The organism is Chryseobacterium sp. (assembly GCF_045629545.1).
Taxonomy (GTDB): domain Bacteria; phylum Bacteroidota; class Bacteroidia; order Flavobacteriales; family Weeksellaceae; genus Chryseobacterium.
This window is the reverse complement of the sequence record NZ_JAZQRK010000053.1, coordinates 1-21111: the sequence shown is the minus strand read 5'-3', so window position 1 is coordinate 21111 and position 21111 is coordinate 1. Positions and strand designations below refer to the sequence as shown.

20 protein-coding genes and 1 pseudogene are annotated in these 21111 nt (G+C 33.6%); 7 read left to right on the top strand and 14 right to left on the bottom strand.

All coding sequences use genetic code 11. The features are described from left to right. Position 1 precedes the first annotated feature (1 nt). The 12 genes and pseudogenes from ACKI42_RS13205 to ACKI42_RS13150 form a co-directional block, all read right to left on the bottom strand. Positions 2-400: an OsmC family protein gene (locus tag ACKI42_RS13205; RefSeq protein WP_407406050.1), complete on the bottom strand. Its 399-nt coding sequence runs from the start codon at positions 398-400 to the stop codon at positions 2-4. After that, a complete protein-coding gene (locus tag ACKI42_RS13200; protein WP_407406049.1) occupies positions 400-618 on the bottom strand; it encodes a (4Fe-4S)-binding protein in 219 nt (72 codons plus the stop codon). The genes ACKI42_RS13205 and ACKI42_RS13200 overlap by 1 nt, the downstream gene beginning before the upstream one ends. A 21-nt stretch (positions 619-639) precedes the next feature. Next, positions 640-1215 (bottom strand): TMEM175 family protein, encoded by a 576-nt coding sequence (locus tag ACKI42_RS13195; protein ID WP_407406048.1) that lies wholly within the window; start codon positions 1213-1215, stop codon positions 640-642. Positions 1216-1220: 5 nt separating this feature from the next. After that, positions 1221-1748: an NADPH-dependent FMN reductase gene (locus tag ACKI42_RS13190; protein WP_407406047.1), complete on the bottom strand. Its 528-nt coding sequence runs from the start codon at positions 1746-1748 to the stop codon at positions 1221-1223. An 11-nt stretch (positions 1749-1759) separates the two neighbouring features. Continuing rightward, a complete protein-coding gene (locus tag ACKI42_RS13185; RefSeq protein ID WP_407406046.1) occupies positions 1760-2659 on the bottom strand; it encodes a pirin family protein in 900 nt (299 codons plus the stop codon). Between the two features lie 66 nt (positions 2660-2725). Beyond that, on the bottom strand, positions 2726-3043 hold the full coding sequence (locus ACKI42_RS13180) for a GNAT family N-acetyltransferase (protein ID WP_407406045.1): 318 nt from the start codon (positions 3041-3043) through the stop codon (positions 2726-2728). 133 nt (positions 3044-3176) lie between these two features. After that, on the bottom strand, positions 3177-4052 hold the full coding sequence (locus ACKI42_RS13175; RefSeq protein WP_407406044.1) for a pirin family protein: 876 nt from the start codon (positions 4050-4052) through the stop codon (positions 3177-3179). A gap of 207 nt (positions 4053-4259) precedes the next feature. Further along, the gene (locus ACKI42_RS13170) at positions 4260-5663 is read right to left on the bottom strand and encodes an MFS transporter (RefSeq protein WP_407406043.1); all 1404 of its coding nucleotides are present in this window, start codon (positions 5661-5663) and stop codon (positions 4260-4262) included. A 50-nt stretch (positions 5664-5713) separates the two neighbouring features. Further along, positions 5714-6526, bottom strand: coding sequence for a hypothetical protein (locus tag ACKI42_RS13165; protein WP_407406042.1), 813 nt, complete (start codon positions 6524-6526; stop codon positions 5714-5716). A 144-nt stretch (positions 6527-6670) separates the two neighbouring features. Then, positions 6671-8337: pseudogene (gene asnB / locus ACKI42_RS13160) on the bottom strand (asparagine synthase B). Positions 8338-8661: 324 nt separating this feature from the next. Further along, entirely contained in the window at positions 8662-10287 is a 1626-nt protein-coding gene (locus tag ACKI42_RS13155) for a GLPGLI family protein (protein WP_407406041.1), read from the bottom strand. 141 nt (positions 10288-10428) lie between these two features. After that, positions 10429-11634: an RsmB/NOP family class I SAM-dependent RNA methyltransferase gene (locus ACKI42_RS13150; protein WP_407406040.1), complete on the bottom strand. Its 1206-nt coding sequence runs from the start codon at positions 11632-11634 to the stop codon at positions 10429-10431. A 151-nt stretch (positions 11635-11785) separates the two neighbouring features. Between ACKI42_RS13150 and ACKI42_RS13145 the strand changes: the two genes are divergently transcribed. Then, positions 11786-12136, top strand: a complete 351-nt coding sequence (locus ACKI42_RS13145; RefSeq protein WP_407406039.1) for a zinc ribbon domain-containing protein YjdM — start codon at positions 11786-11788, stop codon at positions 12134-12136. Positions 12137-12266: 130 nt separating this feature from the next. Here ACKI42_RS13145 and ACKI42_RS13140 read toward each other — a convergent pair whose 3' ends face one another. Then, positions 12267-13205 carry a sulfate/molybdate ABC transporter ATP-binding protein gene (locus tag ACKI42_RS13140; protein WP_407406038.1) on the bottom strand — a complete coding sequence of 313 codons (939 nt, stop codon included), beginning with the start codon at positions 13203-13205 and terminating at the stop codon, positions 12267-12269. A gap of 76 nt (positions 13206-13281) precedes the next feature. On the opposite strand from ACKI42_RS13140, the gene ACKI42_RS13135 reads away from it, so the two are divergent. From ACKI42_RS13135 to ACKI42_RS13120, 4 genes are all read left to right on the top strand, one after another. Then, on the top strand, positions 13282-13941 hold the full coding sequence (locus ACKI42_RS13135) for a YceI family protein (protein ID WP_407406037.1): 660 nt from the start codon (positions 13282-13284) through the stop codon (positions 13939-13941). Between the two features lie 133 nt (positions 13942-14074). Beyond that, complete coding sequence (pheS, locus tag ACKI42_RS13130) at positions 14075-15085, top strand: phenylalanine--tRNA ligase subunit alpha (protein ID WP_407406036.1); 1011 nt, start codon at positions 14075-14077, stop codon at positions 15083-15085. A gap of 357 nt (positions 15086-15442) precedes the next feature. Further along, positions 15443-17134 (top strand): sensor histidine kinase, encoded by a 1692-nt coding sequence (locus ACKI42_RS13125; protein ID WP_407406035.1) that lies wholly within the window; start codon positions 15443-15445, stop codon positions 17132-17134. Positions 17135-17136: 2 nt separating this feature from the next. Further along, entirely contained in the window at positions 17137-17775 is a 639-nt protein-coding gene (locus ACKI42_RS13120) for a response regulator (RefSeq protein ID WP_407406034.1), read from the top strand. 532 nt (positions 17776-18307) lie between these two features. Here the strand turns inward: ACKI42_RS13120 and ACKI42_RS13115 are convergent. Next, positions 18308-19075, bottom strand: coding sequence for a DUF3108 domain-containing protein (locus tag ACKI42_RS13115; RefSeq protein ID WP_407406033.1), 768 nt, complete (start codon positions 19073-19075; stop codon positions 18308-18310). A 151-nt stretch (positions 19076-19226) separates the two neighbouring features. Here ACKI42_RS13115 and ACKI42_RS13110 point away from each other — a divergent pair, with 151 nt between their 5' ends. Further along, complete coding sequence (locus ACKI42_RS13110) at positions 19227-20282, top strand: NAD(P)/FAD-dependent oxidoreductase (protein WP_407406032.1); 1056 nt, start codon at positions 19227-19229, stop codon at positions 20280-20282. A 78-nt stretch (positions 20283-20360) separates the two neighbouring features. Further along, positions 20361-20690: a ferredoxin gene (locus ACKI42_RS13105; protein ID WP_407406031.1), complete on the top strand. Its 330-nt coding sequence runs from the start codon at positions 20361-20363 to the stop codon at positions 20688-20690. Positions 20691-21111 lie beyond the last annotated feature (421 nt).

The window sequence follows — 21111 nt, the reverse complement described above, 5'->3', positions numbered from 1 at the left end:
ATTATGAAAATTTGGTATGAATTTCTATTTCGTTATTTAATAATTTGTGCACAGGACAAGCATCTGCAATTGCATGCAATCTTTTCAATTGATCTGCATTGAGATCAGCATTTTCAAAGTAGATTTGTCTTCTAAAGATTGCTATTTTCGTCAACGGAAAATTTTCTAGTTCTACTTCTACATCTATCTTATCTACTTGCCATTCTTTTCTATCAATATACATCCTTAAGGTTGCGGCTGTACAACTAGCAAGCGATGTGGCCAATATTTCAAAAGGATTGAATCCCTTATTTTGTCCACCTTGGTCTAGAGGCTCATCTGTGATGATTGTATTATCTCCGGCTACAACTTCGGTGTAAAATTTGGTTTTTCCTAAACTTGCCTTTACGGTAACTGCCATTATTTTTCTGAATTAAATTGATAACTTAATGCGCCCGAAGGGCATTTTTCTATTTGATATTTGAGTTCTTCTGGACTTGCATTTTCAGCGGTTATCCATGGTTTTTCATTCGGCTTATATACTTGCGGTAACATTTTTACACAAATCGCAGAATGTATGCATTTTTTCGGTTGCCAAATGATAGTAAAGTCTCCATTTTTGTAAGTGTGAGTGTCCATATTAATAATTTTGGTGTTTTATTATTCCATATTTTTTTCCATTCTACGATCTGGGATTAGCCACATTGCAGCTACAATACCATAGCAAACCATGCTCACAATAGGGTAGAAGAAAGAAAGTGCAATACCAGCAATATAGAAAACGAGAGAAAGGGATTCTTTCGTATGATTCTTAACTGCATTTTTCAATTTAGAATGTTCTCCTTCTGATGCGATAAGTGTTTTTTCTAAAATGGTAAAAGATAGCGCACAGAGAATCAAATTAAACCCATATAAAGCAACAGGATTTTTATCAAAATGATTTTCTCCCATCCAAGCCGTTGTAAATGGTAAAAATGAAAGCGTAAATAGCAAAAACAAATTTGCCCAAAGCACATTACCTTTTATTTTATTTATCATCTGCAACATATGATGGTGGTTGTTCCAGTAGATTCCTACATAGGCAAAACTCAATACATAAGATATTAATTTGGGAATCATCGGTTTCAGAGCTGCAAAATCTGATGCATCTTCCGGAACTTTAAATTCTAATACCATGATGGTGATAATAATTGCCAACACTCCATCACTGAAGGCTTCTAATCTTCCTTTGGTCATCTTTTTTAGATTTGTGTTTTAAAATTTTCTATTTTAGATTCTAGCTCTGCTAATAACTCAGAATTTGTAATACCTACTTCAGGATCAAAATTTTGATTAAATTTTGGCAAAGAAAATGTTTCTAAAATTTGAGCTCCAAAATCTGGAAAGAATTTTTTGGCTTCCGTCATTACATTACCGCCACCATATCCACCAGGAGATGTAGACATCAACAACATGGGTTTATCTTGAAAAATTTTAACATTAATTCTAGAAGTCCAATCGAATACATTTTTGAACGCAGTGCTATAAGAACGGTTATTTTCTGCCAGAGAACAAACAATCAAATCGCATTCTTCTATGTTTTTCAAAAACTGATTGGCTTCATCTGGGTATCCTTTTTTCTCTACATCTACCGAAAATAAAGGCATCACATAATCATTAAGATCAATTAAATTAATCTCATATTCAGGAAAACTCTTTAAGGCAAATTTTACAAGTTGCTTGTTGATAGAAGTAGAAGAGTTACTTCCTGCAAAGGCAAATATTTTCATGGGAGTGTGCGTTATTTTCTATTTAATTTAGATTTTGGAAGAGGTACATAGTCGTGTTCATCACCAGGAACTAATGGGAATGCTTCATGATTTTGGTCGTTCCAATTTACTTTTGCTTTTTCTATCAATTCTTTATCAGAGTTGACAAAGTTCCAAAAAATGAATCTTTCTTCATCGAATGGTTCACCACCAAAAATATAAACAATCGCATTATCACTCATTTCAAACTCGCAAAGTTGTGCATTTTTTGCAATCAGCAATTTCTTAGAACCATACGTATTGCCTTCAATGGTTACAGTTCCATCTAATACATAAAGCGCAGATTCTCCAAACAAATTTTTACCAATGTTCACTTTTTTGGATGCTTTAGTTTTTAATTCAATAAAATATAAAGGACTATGTACGGGCACAGGCGATTTCTTCCCGAATACATCACCAGCAATCAGTTTGTAGTGTACCTCATCTTCTTCCCAAGAAGGAATTTCGTTGGCTTCTACATGATGAAAAGTAGGTTCGCTTTGTTCTAGATTTTTCGGCAATCCTACCCAAATTTGGAAACCATGTAGTTTTTTGTCTGTAGTTCTAAGGTATTCTGGTGTTCTTTCTGAGTGTACAACGCCTTTTCCGGCTGTCATCCAGTTCACAGCGCCAGGTTTTATTTCTAATGCGCTACCAAGGCTATCTCTATGAAATATAGAACCTTCAAATAGATAAGTAAGGGTAGAAAGTCCGATATGAGGATGAGGTGGCACGTCTAGATTTTGGTAGTCTTTCAGTTCTGCCGGGCCCATGTGATCTATAAAAACAAAGGGTCCAACCGCTCTTTTCTCACGGAAAGGTAATAATCTTCCCACGAGAAAATTTCCTATATCCGCCGCTTTTTCTTCTAGGATTAGTTCTATATTAGACATATTATATGTTGTTTTAGTGAGTGTTTTTGTTTGAATTTATTTTAATTAAAATGAAAAAAATAACGGTTAAAATTTATCGTATCCATTGAATTTTGGGTCTACCAAACGCTTCCATTCTGGATGTTTTTTAATATAAGCAAATACATAAGGACAATAAGGCAATAAAGATTTTCCGCTTTCCTCAATATGCATCAATGTTTTTTCTACAACTGCTGCCGCCGCGCCTGTACCTGCCAATTCTGCAGCTACTTCGGTATGAATCAATGAAATATGAGTATTGCTTTCTTTGTAGTCTATAAATGCTAAATGACCGTTGTAGGATAATTCAAATCTTTTTGGGTCTTCATTTTTAACTAATGGAATGTTTTCGAATTCTGTTTTCATGCTCTTGAAATTGATATAAAAGCGCTTGCACCGAAGAAACAAATAGGAGATCTTATATTGGCAAGCGCCTTTTGTTGATATTAAATGTAGTAAAAATTGTTCTGAAATGGTTTCGCGGAAGGTTATATTTTCATTAATCTTCCAAATATCCAAATTTTCCGGTATTAAAATCGGTGAATGCTTGCATTATTTCTTCTCTAGAATTCATTACAAATGGACCATGAGAATAGATAGGCTCGTTGATGGGTTCTCCACTAATGATAAGAACCACTGCATCTTCTGGAGCTTCTATGATAAAGTTTTCTCCTTCATTTTCGAACAAAACAAAATGATCGGTAGGAGCCGTTTCTTCGCCGTTCACGATTATGCTACCTTCTATCACCAAAGCTGCCGTATTATAGTGAGCCGGAAACTGAAAATCTGCTTTTCCACCTTTTTTAAGTTTAGCATTCATCATATTAATTGGGCTAAAAGTGAAAGCGGGACCTTTGTCTCCTTTGTAATCTCCTGCAATAATCTCTATGAAACCATTCGCGCCAAGATGATGCTGAGTCATATCTGCATTAGCAATTGCTTGATACTTCGGAGCAGACATTTTGACTTTAGCAGGCAAATTTACCCAAAGTTGTACCATTTGGAAGATTCCTCCCTTTTTAGACCATTCAGATTCGTGGTATTCTTTGTGCAAAACGCCACCCGCTGCTGTCATCCATTGTACATCGCCTTCCCCGATGATGCCACCGCCGCCTGCGCTATCATGATGTTCTACTTTTCCTTGGTACGCAATAGTTACCGTTTCAAAACCTCTATGTGGATGCACGCCAACGCCTTTTGGAGTTTCGGAAGCATTGAAATGAAATTTAGAATTATAATCTAGCATAATGAAAGGATCCATTCTCTCCATATCCAATCTGTATGCGCTGGGTATAAAATTGTGTACTCTGAAGCCGTCTCCTACATAATGTGCTGGTTTTGGTTGTACTACTATTTCTACTTTTTTTGTGCTCATCTTTGTTGTATTTAATTTTAAGCAAAGTTATCATTACCTATCTTCAAAAGCGTTGATGTGTGATAAGAACGAATACGTTAAGCATTGATTAAAGTAATAAATAGAAAAAGAATTGTTTAAGTTTTAAAAATATTTTAAATACGCATGAAATCAATCATTTAATTTCCAAAAAAAAGAATTTCGTAGAATAAATTATGTTTTGAAATATTATTCCTTAGAATTCATATTTTTCCCATCGGAAACGTGGAGCCTTCTGAAAATAAAACTCGAAATAATGGTTAAAATTCCTACAGTAAGAAAAGTATATCGAAAGGCATTATGAGTTTCATGTTGGATGAGGTCTGGGCTGTTTTCATAAACTTTAAGTACAATTAGTCCAAAAGCGATCCCGAAACCTATCGCCAATTGTTGGTTTACAGAGATGAGAGAATTGCCACTGCTGGTTTGAAAATTTCTTAAATCTGCAATAGAAATGGTGTTCATAGAAGTAAACTGTATTGAATTGAAAAAACCTAAAATTGAAATAATAGGAACAAACCACCACAAAGAAGAATTGATGTTGGGTATTGCCAAACTGCATATTAAAATACCAATGATAAAAGTATTTACCATTAATGTTCTTTTGTAACCATATTTATTTAAAATTTTGATTACTGAAGACTTTCCAAACATTGCTGTAAGAGCCATAGGAGCAATCATCCAGCCAGAGACAACTGCGGATTGGTGAAATGCAATCTGAATCATTAATGGTAAAAGCAACGGAACGGAGCTTATCCCTAATCTTGTAGCTAAATTCCCCAAAATTCCCACTCTAAAGGTTCTTACCTGAAATAGATTGAGTGGAAAAATAGGATTTCCCTTTTTCTTAGCATGAATATAATAATAGTAAAGTGCCAAAAATCCAAGTATGAAAACAATCAATACGGGTGTGATATTTTTTGCATCGCCGAATAATTCTAATGAAATTGAAAGTAGGAGAGAAGCTGCTGCGAAAATGATAAATCCTTTGAGATCGAATTCTGTAATCTCTGAAATGTAATTCGGCATGTATTTAATACTTAGTACAATTCCTAAAACTCCAATGGGAATATTAATCAAAAAAATCCAGTGCCAAGAAAGATAATCTACCATATAACCGCCTACTAATGGTCCAAGTACAGGTCCGATAAGAGCAGGTACAATGGCAAAGTTCATCGCCTTTAAAAGTTCGTTTCTATCGAAAGTCTTTATTAACGCCAATTTTCCCACTGGAGTCATCAAACTTCCTCCAACACCTTGTACAATTCTCGAAATAACAAGCTGAGTAAGGTTTTGAGATAATGCACAGAAGATAGAACCTGCACTGAAAAGTACCAATGCAATAATGAAAATTTTCTTCGTCCCGAATTTATCTGCTAAAAAACCACTCGCAGGCATAAACACAGCTAAGGTAAGCACGTAGCTTATAATCGCATTTTGCATATTGAGAGGCGACTCATTGAGATCTCTCGCAATAGATGGCAACGAGGTGTTGAGAATGGTAGAATCTAGCATCTGCATGAAAATGGCAGTGGCTAAAATAAGGGGTAAAACCTTTTTTGTAGTTTCGGGAGAGAGAGTTGTATTTGGCATAGTATAAAAATAAAGAAAGTCTTGTGAATATTCACAAGACTTTCTTTATTTTATTTTTTAGGTTTTTCAACTCCTATCCAAGCTTCTCCCTCTCTTTTTACCTGACTTAGGGTAAAAGTTTTGAAATCGTCTGTTTTGTACTCTATATTATCCAAATTTCTTTCGAAAGGCATAATGTAGAAGAAGTCTTTATCTGTTTTATCCGTTTTGGTACCTTTCTTCACTGTAGGCATATATTTGGTTTCAAATTTATACTTTGGCAAATATTGCTTCAATGAAGCATAGAATTTTTTGTCTTCTTTACTAGGAACAATGTCTACAATCTGGTATTTGTCATTTTTCTTATCTACCCAAAGATAATAGTTTACTTCTTCCATAGTCTTCTTATTAAGAGAAGCAAATCCGAAGAATTCTTTAGGGACCAACTGTTTTATTTTTTCAGCATCTACTTTTGTGAAGTATTCTCCTTGCGTAGGATCTACATAGGTTTCTAGATTTCGCAATAAAATTTCGTTGTTCTGGAAATTTTTGTTTTTGAAGTACTGATCCAAAGAAAGTTCTGCTGTATTTCTAAGTTCTTTTCCTCTAGCATCCAATTTCTTGGTCGCATTCTGAGGGTTTACTTTCTTTACAAATTCATAGAGAACTACAGGCTTCACATCTTGTAAGTGAGGAATGGTTTTTAGCTGTTCTGCTTTTACTAGCCAATAGTACTGTTGGTAATAATCTTCCTTCTCATTTGCTTTAACGCTTTTATATGTAAGTGCTAGCTTTTTGGAATTGAGTACTTTTCCGAATTTACCTTGTCCAAAAGCGAAGCTTACAGATAGTAAAGCAAAAAAAATAGTAATTTTTCTTTTCATTTTACAACAGAGATTTTTTTAATTTCTCAAATATAATTATTTATTAGATAAAAAGTTTAATACTTGTTTAAATTATATAAATATTATTGCTTTTATTCAAAAAAAAATCCTGTAAACGTACAGGATTAATAATATTAATGGCGATTAGTAAGAGGTATCATGTACCTTTACGGCTCTTCCACTTGGGTCGTTCATTTTCTTGAAGGCTTCATCCCACTCTAATGCGATAGGTGTAGAGCAAGCTACAGAGGGTACAGAAGGTACGGTAGCTGCAGCTGTTTCACTAGGAAAATGTTCTTCAAATATTGTTCTATAACGGTATTCTTCTTTATTCTGTGGCGTGTTGAGAGGAAACCTAAATTTTGCATTCTTCATCATTTCATCAGTAACTTCTTTTTCTGCCACTTCTTTCAGTGTATCTATCCATGAATAACCTACGCCATCAGAAAACTGCTCTTTTTGTCTCCAAACAATAGTTTCGGGTAAAAGATCTTCAAAAGCTTTTCTTAAAACCCACTTTTCTATTTTGCCTTGGGCTTTATCTATCATCTTGTCTTGAGGATTTACCATCATGGCAATATCCATAAATTCTTTATCCAAAAACGGAACTCTACCTTCAATTCCCCAACTCATCAATGCTTTGTTGGCTCTTAGACAATCATAAAGGTGTAATTTTCCGAGTTTTCTTACCGTTTCATCATGAAATTCTTTGGCGTTAGGCGCCTTATGGAAGTATAAGTAACCACCAAATAATTCATCGGCACCTTCACCAGATAATACCATTTTTATTCCCATAGATTTGATCACTCTAGCCAAAAGATACATCGGAGTAGAAGCTCTAATGGTGGTTACATCATAAGTTTCTAGTTGGTAGATGACATCTCGTATTGCATCCAAACCTTCTTGCACGGTAAAGTTTACTTCATGGTGGATAGATCCAATATGGTCTGCAGCTTTTTTTGCGGCTGCTAAATCTGGTGAACTTTGCAAACCAACTGCAAAACTATGCAACCTTGGATACCATGCTTCTTGTTTGTCATCACTTTCAATTCTTTGTCTAGAAAATTTGGCAGTGATGGCAGAAATAATAGAGGAATCTAAGCCTCCAGATAGTAAAACTCCGTAAGGTACATCACTCATTAGTTGACGATGAACAGCTTCTTCTAAACCTTTCCTTATGGCTTGTATATCTGTTTTGTTATCTTTTACTGCATCATAGTTCTCCCAATCTCTTTTGTACCATTTTTGTAGTGTTGTCCCATCCGGGCTGTAGAGTAGGTGTCCTGGTAGAAAGGTTTCTATAGTATTGCAGATTCCTTCTAATGCTTTGAGTTCTGAAGCTACATAGAAGTTTCCGTTTTTGTCCCAACCTTGATACAGAGGGCAAATTCCCATATGATCGCGCGCGATGAGATAGATGTTTTTTCTATATCATATAATGCAAAAGCGAAAATACCGTTTAGTTTTTCTAAGAAATCTTTTCCATATTTTTGGTAAAGAGAAAGAATAACTTCGCAATCAGATTGCGTTTGAAATTCGTAGTCCGGAAATTCTAGTTTTAGTTCTCTATGGTTATATATTTCTCCGTTCACTGCCAATACAATGTTTCCATCTTTGGAGAGTAAGGGTTGTTTACCAGAAGTTGGATCTACAATAGCTAGACGTTCATGTGAAAAAATCACTCTTTCATTTTGAAAAACTCCACTCCAATCGGGTCCTCTATGGCGTATTTTTTTTGACATTTCTAATACTTGAGGTCGTAATATTTCGGTTTGTTGTTTGGCATCAAACAAGCATACAATTCCACACATTTTATAATTTTATTTAATGCAAATGTAGAAGTGATATTTAAATAATACAATTAAAAATAATATTATAAGAAAAATATTAATTTATTTGTTTTTAAAAGTTTAAAAAATACCAAATCAACTCTGTTTTAAATGCTTAATAAGAATTATTTACACTTCTTGGTTTATGGAATGTAATTTTGAAGATAATGATAAAAATTAAGCAAAAAAATCACTAGAAATAGTTGTTTATTCAGAAATTTTTCTTTCCTTTGTGGCTCGAAATAATTTTTTTTCATCATTTGTGTTTTTACCTCCTTGCAATAATATTGTAAGGAGGTTTTGTTTTTACTCAATACCTAATAAAACACCCGAAACATTCCAAGCGCTAAAGCTATTTCCTTCGGGTTTCCCTTGTGGTATAACCACATTTATACGGTGTTTCCCAGCCTTTAGATCTCCGATTTTTATAAAATTTGGATTGGTAATAGTTCCAGGACACCAATTGGATCTGCTGAGGTCTGATGAAGAAAGTCCATCAGGGAAATTTCCTGACGCGGGATTGTATAATCTATAGGATCCGCAATCTGTTCTCCAAGGCACAAAAGAGAATATCTGTTTATTATCTAAAAATAATGTATTTGTTTTCGGTACAAATTCGTCTCCGCTTTCCCAACCACCATGACCAGTAGTGATATATCTAAGTTGTACCTCTCTAAGATCTTTCTTTAGAGTGAATTCCACTACAAGTCCTTTTTCATTATTAAACATGGTAGCATATTCTTGTCCCGCCATTTCCATAATGTTGGTTGTATTGAACAAGGGTAGAGCTTTGTTGTTAGAATATACAGTCTGATCGCTTTTATGTATCGTTAGATCTAGGCTTACTTTGTGACCGCCCTTGTCATAATTGCCAATGAAAATGCCAATCCAGATTTCTTTGTTAGAAAAATTAGATTTTAATTCTGTAATATCTTGCCTGAAAGGAGTGATGGTTTGCCAAGTTTTATCTTTTAGTTGTAAATAATTAAATTTCTCCGTACCAAAAGCAGTAAAGAATCTCATGAGCTCAATAGGTGGTAAATATTGATTGGTAGCTATTACACCTTGATATATTTTTCCATTGTCATTATCGTAGATAGGGAGTGTTTTCACTCCATTTTTTAAACCATCTAAAAAGGATTTCTTTTTGTCTTCAGGAATCATAAATACTGTTCCTGTTCTGTCGTAGGCATCACCATTAGATTGCTGTTTGAGCTCAATAAAAATATTTTCACCAATTGATATTTCTGGCACTTTTATCTTTCTTAAAATAACAGTACCATTGGCAAACCTTTTTATGCTATCATTAGATTTTGAATCCTCAGAAAAATTAATAATTTCATTATTAAATATAGGAATTGTAATGAATCTGCTTTTCCATAAAAGGTCTTTGTAGCTCAAAATATCCATCTCAGTAGGCGTTTGTGAAATTATTTTTTCAGTACCTGTCTTTTTTACTTTTTTAATTGATGTAGCAAATTGCGATGAATTTCCGTTTCTTGTCACCTCTAAAACCAAACCTAGATTCTGTCCCAAAGTAGATGGTCCACCTTTTATTTTCAGGTCGTTGGTGTACCAAACTTCAATAGTATTAGAGTTAATTTTGGTGACTGCTTTTTTACAGTTGTAGCCTACTATTTTTTTTGTTTCGGAGGTCATCTCAAAATTTTGCTTAGCGATAGACTCATTATCCGAGGTTGAAATAATTTTTTCAGGATTTAGGAAAGCATAGGAAACAATAGTATTTGTAGGTTTTTCTATTTTGGTAATTTCAAAGGGATAATCATTACTTCGTTCAATCGTTCTCTTATTGAGGATATAGTTTTTAGCTTTGTTTACCCAAACTATAGTAGGATTTGTACTTTGTATAACTTTTCCATTGCTAGAGTTCCCGTACGTTATTTCGTAGGTCTGAGAAAAATTTAAAATCATTATAAAAAGAAATAAAATAATAGCTATTTTTTTTACCATAACAGAAAGAAGATTTTGTGCTTAAATTATGTGGTTTAAATTTAATACGAAAAAAACTACTCCAAAAATGGAGTAGTTTGTAAAATTATTTTGTGGATAAGATTATGCAGTTCTTTCAATAAGAGCCATATAGAATCCGTCGTACCCTTCGCTAGGCATTACTTTTTCGTCTTTTATCAATCTGTAGCCTTCGTTATTTTTCAAAAATTCTGCAACTTGCAAGTTGTTTTCAGAAGGTAAGATAGAGCAGGTAGCGTATACCATTTTCCCACCTACCTTAAGTATTTTAGAGTAATCTTGAAGAATTTGTTGTTGTTCTACTTTTATTCTGTCGATGAAAGCTTGGTCAATTTTCCATTTGCTATCCGGATTTCTTTTTAAAACTCCTAGACCAGAACATGGTGCATCTATCAAAAGACGATCTGCCTTATCATAAAGACGTTTGATTACTTTATTATCGCTGATCATACGGGTTTCAATATTGTGTGCGCCCGCTCTTTTGGCACGACGTTTTAGCTCTGCCAGTTTCCATTCGTAGATATCTAATGCGATTATCTGACCTTTATTTCCCATTAAAGCAGCAAGGTGAAGTGTTTTTCCACCTGCACCAGCACATGCATCAACGACTCTTTGTCCTTCTTTTACATCCAAGAAATATCCAATCTTCTGAGAAGTAGCATCTTGTACCACGAATAATCCATCTTTGAAGGCACTGGTAAGGAACACGTTCTTTTTTTCTTCTAGTTGTACTGCATCTGGATAATTTTTGATGGTGAAAGAAACCACATTATCATGAGAAAGTTCGCCTACCAATTCTTTAGCAGTAGTTCTTAGAGAATTTGCTCTCAAAACAGTAGCCGCTCTTTCGTTTAGCGCTCTCATTTCTCTTTCCCAGATAGGACCTAGTTCTTTTTCAAGAGTTTCTGCCAACCAATCTGGGATAGAAAATTCTATCGCTTTAGTAGGAACAGTTCCTTTCTTGATTTTATTGACCATATCGGCGATTTTTATACCACCGAATTCTTCAAATTTTTTATAATTGGTATTACTCCAAAGCAGATATGCAACAATTAGTTTATAGATATTGTTAGGTTTTACCCCTTCACCCATATAATATTCTAGACGTTTTTTCCAACGGATAATATTGTAGAAAATCTCGGAAACTACGGCTCTATCTTGGCTTCCCCACTTTCTGTTAGCTTTTAAAAGTCTTTCGATTACTTTGTCGGCGTATTTATTTTTTTCGAAAAAAGTTTCTTGTAAAGCATCGTGAATTCCGATCGCTAAGTTTCTGTGAATAAGTTCCATAATTGCTATTAGCTGTTTGAACTTGCAAAAATACGAATTATAGTTGAGAATTTTAAAATTAGTGATATGACTTTCTTTAGGTTATATTCTACAATAAGTAACCCTGCGTGCCCAATTTTAAAAATAAATTATCTTTGCAAAAATTAATGATATGAGTGAAGTAGTTATTTGTCCAAAATGTAGTTCCGAGTTTACCTATCCTAGTGATAATGTAATGGTTTGTTCTCAATGTTTTCACGAGTGGAACCCTGAAGAAGGGTCTGGTGTAGAGAATACTGAAGCATCTGGGATCATATTAGATGCTAATGGAAACGAATTACAAGATGGAGATTCTGTAGTAGTAGTGAAAGATCTACCTGTAAAAGGAGCTCCCAAACCCGTGAAAGCAGGTACAAAGGTAAAGAATATTCGTCTAAGGCCGAATAGTGATCATAATATAGATTGCAAAATTGATGGTTTTGGATCTATGGCTCTAAAATCTGAATTTGTAAAGAAAGCTTAGTTTTTTTAAGAAACGGCATTAGGTTTTAAAATCTATTGCCGTATTTTTTTGTTTTGAAAAGTGAACAGTTAAATACTTAAAAAAGTTATCCACAATTTGATAATAAATTGTGGATAACTTTTTTAAATGTTTATAACTCAAAGGAGACAGTAACGATATCTTCCATGTAAACATCGGTGTACACTACAATTTCTTTATTTTCTATTTTTAATTTGTTCCAATAATAACTTCCCGCAAATCTACTTTCTAGCACTACAGCTTTTATCCCAATTGTGGATAACTTTATCTGATGTGGATAAATAGCAAATTTGGAAATACCAAATGCGGTCATTTCTTTAGAGGTAAAAAGATTCACTTCCCCGAAAAGTTTTGCAACGTACTCATTGTAAGGATTTAGATAAGTTTCTTTTACATTATCATTTTGTATCAACCTTCCATTTTTCAAAACGACAATTTGATCTACCCAAGGAAGGATATCTTGTAGCTCATGAGTAGAGATTATAAGAGAAATTCCATTGTTTTTCACATATCGAAATAGTTTTTCTCTAAGCTCTATTTTCCTAGCAAAATCCAAATTACTAAAAGGTTCATCCAATAAAAGTAACTTTGGCAATACCGACAACGCTCTTGCGATGGCAACTCTCTGTTGTTGTCCACCACTCAGGTACTTAGGTAAAATAGGAGCGAATTCTATGAGTCCAACAACATCTAAAAGTTCATTTACAATTTCTTTTTTTTTGGCTAAATTGATATTAGATATAAACTTACCCACATTATCTGCAACAGTTGCATATGGCATGAGATCAAAATGCTGAGCCACAAACTTCATACTACTTTCTCCAGGAACAAGATTTCCTTTTGGGCCTAAAAGTTTTTCGTCATCAAAAATAATATCCCCTTTTTCCCAATTGAGTAATCCATAGATAAGGCTAAGTAGTGTAGATTTTCCGCAGCCACTTTCTCCTGCCAAGGCAACTATTTTGCCCTTTTCTAAAGACAAATTGAAATTTTGGAATAAAGGTTTTCCCTCAATATGAGAAAAATATAATTGGTTTATTTCTAATAGCATCTTGCAAAAATAATGATTTTATAAAGCAATTATTAATTTTTGTACCTTAGCAGGTAGATAAAAATATTGATGAATCATGAAAAGAAGATTATTTTCCCTAACAATTCCGGCACTTTTTGCGACGGCAGTTGTGGTGTCTTGTAATAAAGATAAACCTCTTACAAGTACCAGTTCAGAAGTTACCACAACCAAAGATGGTACTCAATATGTAGTGGATACTTTGAACAGCAAAATAGAGTGGAAAGGGTATAAAATTTTCAAATCTGAAAATACAAGTCACTTTGGTACTATAAAGTTCGAGAGTGGAGATGTAACCGTAAAAGAGGGTAAATTGGAAAGTGGGAAGTTTGTTGCTAATATGACTTCTTTAACATCTGAAGATTTGAGGAATAAACCTGATGAACTAGAAAAGCTAAATGGACATCTGAAAAGTGGTGATTTCTTTGAAGTAGAGAAATTTCCTACCGCATCTTATGAAATTACAAAAGTGAGTTCTTCTACAGAAGGTGATTATAACACTATATTAGATGGTAATATCACCATAAAAGGGATAACAAAACCCGCCCAATTTAAGGCTAATATTTCTGTAGGTGAAGGTAGTGTAAGCGTTGCAACAGAACCAAAAGATTTAATGAGAAAAGATTTTGGAGTAAAGTTTCAAAGTCCAGCTAAAAATGGAGTGATAAAAGATGAGGTAACCATCCAAATCAATATGCAAGCATTGGAGAAAAAATAGATTCATTTTTTTAACGAAGAATAAAAAAATCTGTTACTTCTGATAAGTGACAGATTTTTTTATGATAAATGTAAAACGTTTTTTAATCTGAAAACCTTATTTTTGCAAATACATTTTTGAAAGTGTTAAAACAATGACAGAAAAGATAGAGGAATTACTGGTTGAAGTAAACAACTTCAGTGCTACATCCAAAGATGAGATAGAAAATTTCAGAATCAAGTACAGTGGTAAAAAAGGAGTTTTGAATGATTTTTATGAAGCGTTGAAAGCGGTTCCTAATGATCAAAAAAAAGAATTTGGCCAAAAAATAAACGCTTTGAAAATTGCAGTTGCTGCAAAGTTAGAAGATTTTAAAAGTGCTTCTGCTTCTTCTCTTATTCTAGAAAAAGAGGATCTTACAAGACCTGCATTTCCATTGGATTTGGGATCTAGACATCCCATTAATGTAGTGAAGAATAGGATAATCGAAATTTTCAAATCTATAGGTTTTGCAGTTGCAGATGGACCAGAGATTGAAGACGATTGGCATAATTTCACTGCCCTGAATTTGCCAGAATATCATCCTGCAAGAGATATGCAAGATACTTTCTTTATAGAGCAAAATCCGGATATTCTTCTTAGAACGCATACTTCTTCGGTACAAATTCGTTATATGGAAGAAAACCAACCTCCGATAAGAATTTTATCACCAGGTAGAGTTTTCAGAAATGAAGCAGTATCATCACGTTCTCACTGTATCTTCCATCAAATTGAAGGATTATATATTGACGAAAATGTGAGTTTTGCGGACCTAAAACAAACCATACAGTTTTTCACTACCGAATTATTCGGAAAATCAAAAATCAGATTAAGGCCCTCATATTTCCCTTTTACAGAACCCAGTGCGGAGATTGATGTATATTGGGGATTGAATTCTGAAACAGATTACAGAATTACCAAAGGGACAGGTTGGCTAGAAATCATGGGTTGTGGTATGGTAGATCCTGCTGTATTGAAGAACGTTAACATAGATTCTGAAAAATATTCTGGATATGCATTCGGGATGGGGATCGAGAGAATTACGATGCTGCTTTACCAAATGAGTGATATCCGTATGTTCTTTGAGAACGATATCAGAACATTAGAACAGTTTAAAACATTATAAAAGACTTTTTTATAAGATATAAGGATCCTCAAGATTTTTCTTGGGGATTTTTTTGTATATTTTCACATAAATAGATTACAATTTGTAACTATTTTACAACAATAAATGCAATATGGTCATATATTGTATCATATAGTATTATGAGAAAACTTATTACAAAATTAACTCATGGAAATAGTGCTTGGATTTTGTGATTATTTTATAATTTTGCATTCTGCAATTTATTCCACTTAAATATAGAATTTGTTTTACCTCAAGCTTATATTATATACAATAAAGAGTGAACCATATCTGCAGAAAGATAAGACACATATTATGGATTCTACCACTAAAACAACAAAATTGCTCAATTTCAAATTGAGAAAAATAATACATTATTCTCTTATATTAAGCATTTTGCTAATACAGCTTATTGTTGCTGCGTTTTTTTATACAGAAAATGTCAATAAAAAGAGTCTACAATTCTTCCAAAGACAGATCGCAGAGGTAAATGCGATAGAAAGTTTGACTAATAGATCTAGAAAAGACCTGTTAGATGCACAAAACTATTTTCAAAAATATATGATAAGCAAAGATCAAAAAGATCTTTCAAATTATTTTGATGCGGTGAATTTGCTTACAAAAAATTTAGATTCCATCAACCATTTTAAAAGTAGTAATTTAAACCTTAAAAAGGCATTGAGTATCCATAGATTAGACTCTACAATGGTCAATCATCTAAAAGAGATGATAGATTCTACTCAACAATTTTCTACAAATTCAAATTTGGTAAAAAGAGAGCCTATTCCCGACTTGATGAAGTATGATTATGATTTTAATTTTAATAAATATGATGTTGAAACACATACTTATACAGATACGATAGAGAAAAAAGGAATATTTGGAAGATTAAAAGATGCTATTTCTGGAAAAGTAAACGTACAAAAGGACAGTACTGTTGTCACTATGAAAAATAATAAGTCTATAGCGGCAAACAAAATTAAAACTGAAGTAGATAGCATGATTTCTGCAATTAACCATCATTACTCTAAAGAAGTACAGAAAATACGATATAATGTAACCAAGACAAAAGATGATAGTGGGAAATTCTATTCTACATTTAATAATCTTTTAGTATACAGCAATGAGCTAATGGGTGTTTACGATGCTTCTATAAAAAGCGCTAAAGAAGATACGCAAAAAGAATTGGATGCACAGAATTCTAAAAACAATAAAATACGAACTTATCTTGTAATAGGTCTTATGGTATTGATGTTTTTCGTATCAATACTAATTATGTACTTCACCAGATTGGCATTTATGTATGAGTGGAAACTAAATGCTGCTAATAAGGAAATAAAAGAAAATCTAAATTTTAAGAATAGAATATTAGGTATGTTGAGCCATGAACTAAGATCTCCATTAAAGATAATAGGTTTATTTATTACAAGGATAAAAAAGAAAAATAATGACCCGAATATCAACGAGTATCTGAAATCGATCAGTTTTACCAATAATACGCTTCTAATGCAAGCGAATCAGATTCTAGAATACACCAAAAACCAACAGGTTGAAAACAAATTGGTCCCTGTAGAATTTAATCTAAATAATGAAATCGAATCTATATTGGTTTCACTACAGCCCTATGTAGAAACCCGAAACAATCAATTCATCATTACCAAAAACATAGATCCAACGATTGAGGTTTTCTCTGATAATACCAAAATTAACCAATTACTCATGAATATTGTTGGGAATGCCAATAAATTCACGGAAAATGGAACTATTGAAGTAAGAGTGGATACAAAAATAAACCCCAATAACACCGTTACTCTAACCACGGCTGTGAAAGACTCTGGAGCAGGTATTTCTGAATCTGATCTTAAACAGATTTTTGAACCCTACTATCAAGGCGTAATTTCTAATGAAGTAGAAAATCTAGGAGCTGGACTAGGTTTGAGCCTATGTAAAGAACTAGTGGAACTGTATGGCGGAAAAATTGCTGTAACAAGTGCAATAAATGAAGGGACTACCGTTACGTTTTCCCTAAATTTAATGATGAATAATTAATAATGAAAGAAAATAAAAAATTCAAATTTTTACTTGCTGACGACCATAGTCTTATACGCCAAGGCATATTATTCTTGATAGAAGATCTAGAAATAAACTGTGATATAATACAAGCATCCAATCTACAACAAGTGCTAGAAATATTGGATAGCAATACCATAGATATGGCGATTATAGATGCACACTTTCCGGATGGTAACAGCCTAAATATTCTACCAGATATACGAAAAAAATGCCCTTACACAAAAATCATGATTTTTACGGGCGTTGATGAGTATACACAAGCTTTGAAATTCTTGAATGCAGGCGCAGGTGGTTTTCTAAGCAAAATGAGTGAAGAAGAAGAGATAAAAAAGGCCATCTTAAAAATGCATGAAACAGGAGAATATTTGTCCCCTACTACCCAAGCTTTACTATTAAATTCATTACGAAATAAGGGAAGCATAGATCCTATCTCATTATTATCAGAGAGAGAGTTGCAAATTGCAAAATTATATGTAGAGGGACTCGGAAATTTAGAAATTGCCAATCATCTAGATGTTAAGCAGAATACTATAAGTACAGTTAAAAAAAGGATATTTGATAAATTAAATATTGATAACATTGTAGAACTTATAGAAATTTTCAAGGATCACCGTTAGCATGTAGTTTAATTTAATTTTTAGAATTATAATCATCCAGAGAGTTGTAGATATATATCTACAACTCTCTCGACTTATATCGATAATATTTCTTTTGTAAACATCAGTAAAGGTGCTACTTTTGTATTAGAAACACAAAGAAAAAAGTTCATTACAAGTTGATTCTAAAAACACAATTAAGAAAAATTTGAAATTTATTCAAAAACACAAATGAAATAGTAAGCAGCACAAAGAACATGAAAATTCTGACATCCTGCTTATTTTATTACGAATAAAATTATTTCTGAAAAAGCAACACATGTGATGAAATCCTCAGTATAGTTGCAGAACCCTATGGTTCTGCAACCGATACAGGAGAATGTACAAAGTAGATTATTACACCAATTATTTATACGCTTTCAAGAACTCCGGAAATTTTTTGGGAATTCTTGATTTTTTTTGGATTGTATTTGTATAAACGAATACTATCTTCACCAATGTTACTCCTATTTCTTATTTAAATAAAAACATTCGAAAAACGGCATCACATCGTTTATTTGAACTTTAATGGATATTTTACATTCTTAAAATCATCAAGACTTGCCTTAAGAGAACCTACTGCTAGATCAGCTTTTATCAACATAGGGATATGGTTAGCATCATTGGTAACCCACATAGTTACGCCTTCTTTTCCTTTGAAAACTCTACCACTTTTTACAGAAGGTACAATCTTTATACAATTTACAGTCCCAAATTTTGTTTTTAAATCTTCAGTACCCAATACTTTTAGCTGAAAAGGAAACATCTCATCATCAATCCAAACATTCATATTGATTAGAGCACCAGTTTTCAATTCGGCGGCAGATTTACTTCTTAGGTAATAGAAACACGATAGCATATCTTGCACACCCTTTACGGATTTAATAGTTTTGGAGCCATTAGCAGGTGTTTTTTTATCAGTAAGTACCAAAGTGTTATTATTATGGTTAAAAACAGTCTGCAAATGTTGTGAATATCCACCTTCCTTCACGTTTCTCACGTAATAGGTAGGTAATCCTGTATTTATATCAATATAACTCTCATACAAATCATCCACCTTGAAAAAAGTTTTTACAGCACCCGTGGTTTGTCCTACACCACGAGAATAGAGATGAGGTGTTCCCTGAAAATTCAATGCTCGGGTAGTAAGAGTAGCAGTACCCGCATTTAAAATCCCATAATGAATTCTAAAAGTAAGGGATTCGCCATGAGCAACGTTTGTTATTTGTGCATTTCCAATAAAGAAAATAAATAAGGAAATGAGGTAAAATAATTTCTTCATAAGGTACAATTTACAAATTTATTGCCAAAGTAAAAGTACTGGTAGCTAGTGATTTGATAAATCTCAGTTATTTATTTAAGTTCATCTTCATATGCTTCCCATTAAAATTAGTAAATTTGCAATATACTTAGAATAAATTTATCCTTATATTATGATAACGACAGACATATTGATTATTGGAGCGGGACCAACGGGACTTTTTGCTGTATTTGAAGCAGGTTTACTAAAGATGAAATGCCATATCATAGACGCTCTTCCTCAGCCAGGTGGGCAATTGGCAGAGTTGTACCCTAAAAAACCAATTTTTGATATTCCTGGTTATCCTTCTGTAAATGCAGGTGAATTGGTAGATAATCTAATGGAGCAAATCAAACAATTTCAGCCAGGATTTACTTTAGGAGAAACTGCGGTTTCTTATTCTAAAATTGATGATGAATGGTTTGAGGTTGTTACCAATAAAGGAACCGTACACCGTTGTAAAGCCATTGCTATTGCAGGAGGTTTAGGAACATTCGAACCAAGAAAACCGCTTATTGAAAATGTAGCAGATTATGAGGAAAAAGGACTAGAATATTTTATAAAAGAACCAGAACATTTCAGAGATAAAAAAGTAATCATTGCTGGTGGTGGAGATTCTGCTCTAGATTGGAGTATTTTCTTGGCTAATGTAGCGAGTGAAGTTACTTTGATCCATAGAAGAAACGAATTCAGAGGAGCTTTAGATTCTGTAGAAAAAGTACAAGATCTGAAGAACCAAGGCAAAATAAAACTGATCACTCCAGCAGAAGTTACTGCAATAAAAGGAGATGGTAAAGTAGAAGCGATCACAGTGGTAAAAGATGGTGAGGAGCCTGTAGACATAGAAACAGATTATTTTATTCCACTTTTTGGTCTTACACCAAAATTGGGTGAGATTGCACAATGGGGAATGACTATCGAGAAAAATGCTATCGTTGTTAATAATGCATTAGACTACCAAACCAATATAGAAGGCATCTACGCTATTGGAGATATCAACACTTACCCAGGAAAATTAAAATTAATTCTTTGTGGTTTCCATGAAGCGACATTAATGTGTCAGAGTGTTTACAATAGACTAAATCCAGGGAAAAAATTCGTGCTAAAATATACTACGGTAAGTGGTGTAGATGGTTTTGACGGTAGTAGAAAAGAAGCTGAAAAAGCGGTTGTAAAAAAAATAGATTAATCTCGTTGTGAGTTGTAGGATTTAAATTTATTTAATCATAAAAAACCTCAACAATCAACTATTAACCATCCATTGAAGATGAGCGATATTAATATTAAAATTACCGATAGAGAAGGAGTAGCGCACGATATTGTGGCGCCTACAGATATGTCTATGAACCTTATGGAGATCATACGCTCTTACGAGTTGGCTGATGATGGTACCATTGGAGTTTGTGGTGGCATGGCGATGTGCGCCTCTTGCCAAGTATATGTAGTGAACGATCCTGGTCTAGTAGAGATGGGAGCGGAAGAAGACGCTATGCTAGCAGAAGCTTACCACGTAAAAGAAAATAGTAGATTGGGTTGCCAGTTGCATATAACAGAAGAAATGGAAGGTTTGGAAGTAGAAATTGCTCCCTATCCTTAGACTTCTGAGGGGTACAAAATAACAAAAACCGTTTGATCATAATTCAAACGGTTTTTTTTGTTTCTTTTTTTTAGGAGCTATTCGCGCTTTCCGCTGTATCTTTTTTAGGGAGCTTCGGCTCCGCTCAGCCACCTAAAAAAGGATGCCGCTGCAATCACGGCTAACACAAAATTTAAACGATAAATACTTCCACAACCCTTTTGTCAAAAACATTCGAATTGTCATTCCGACGAAGGAGGAATCTCAAAGTTAATAACGTAAACACTCACAAAACGACTTAGGATGCGAAGTCGTAAAGAAAATGGAAATCAGTTTCGTTAAGAAATTCCCACTGTTTGAAGAACGGCAACAATAGTAATGGGTTCACCCAAAAGTTAATTCCGTATAAGTTTTGGGAATTTTAGAAAATGAGTTTCATTTT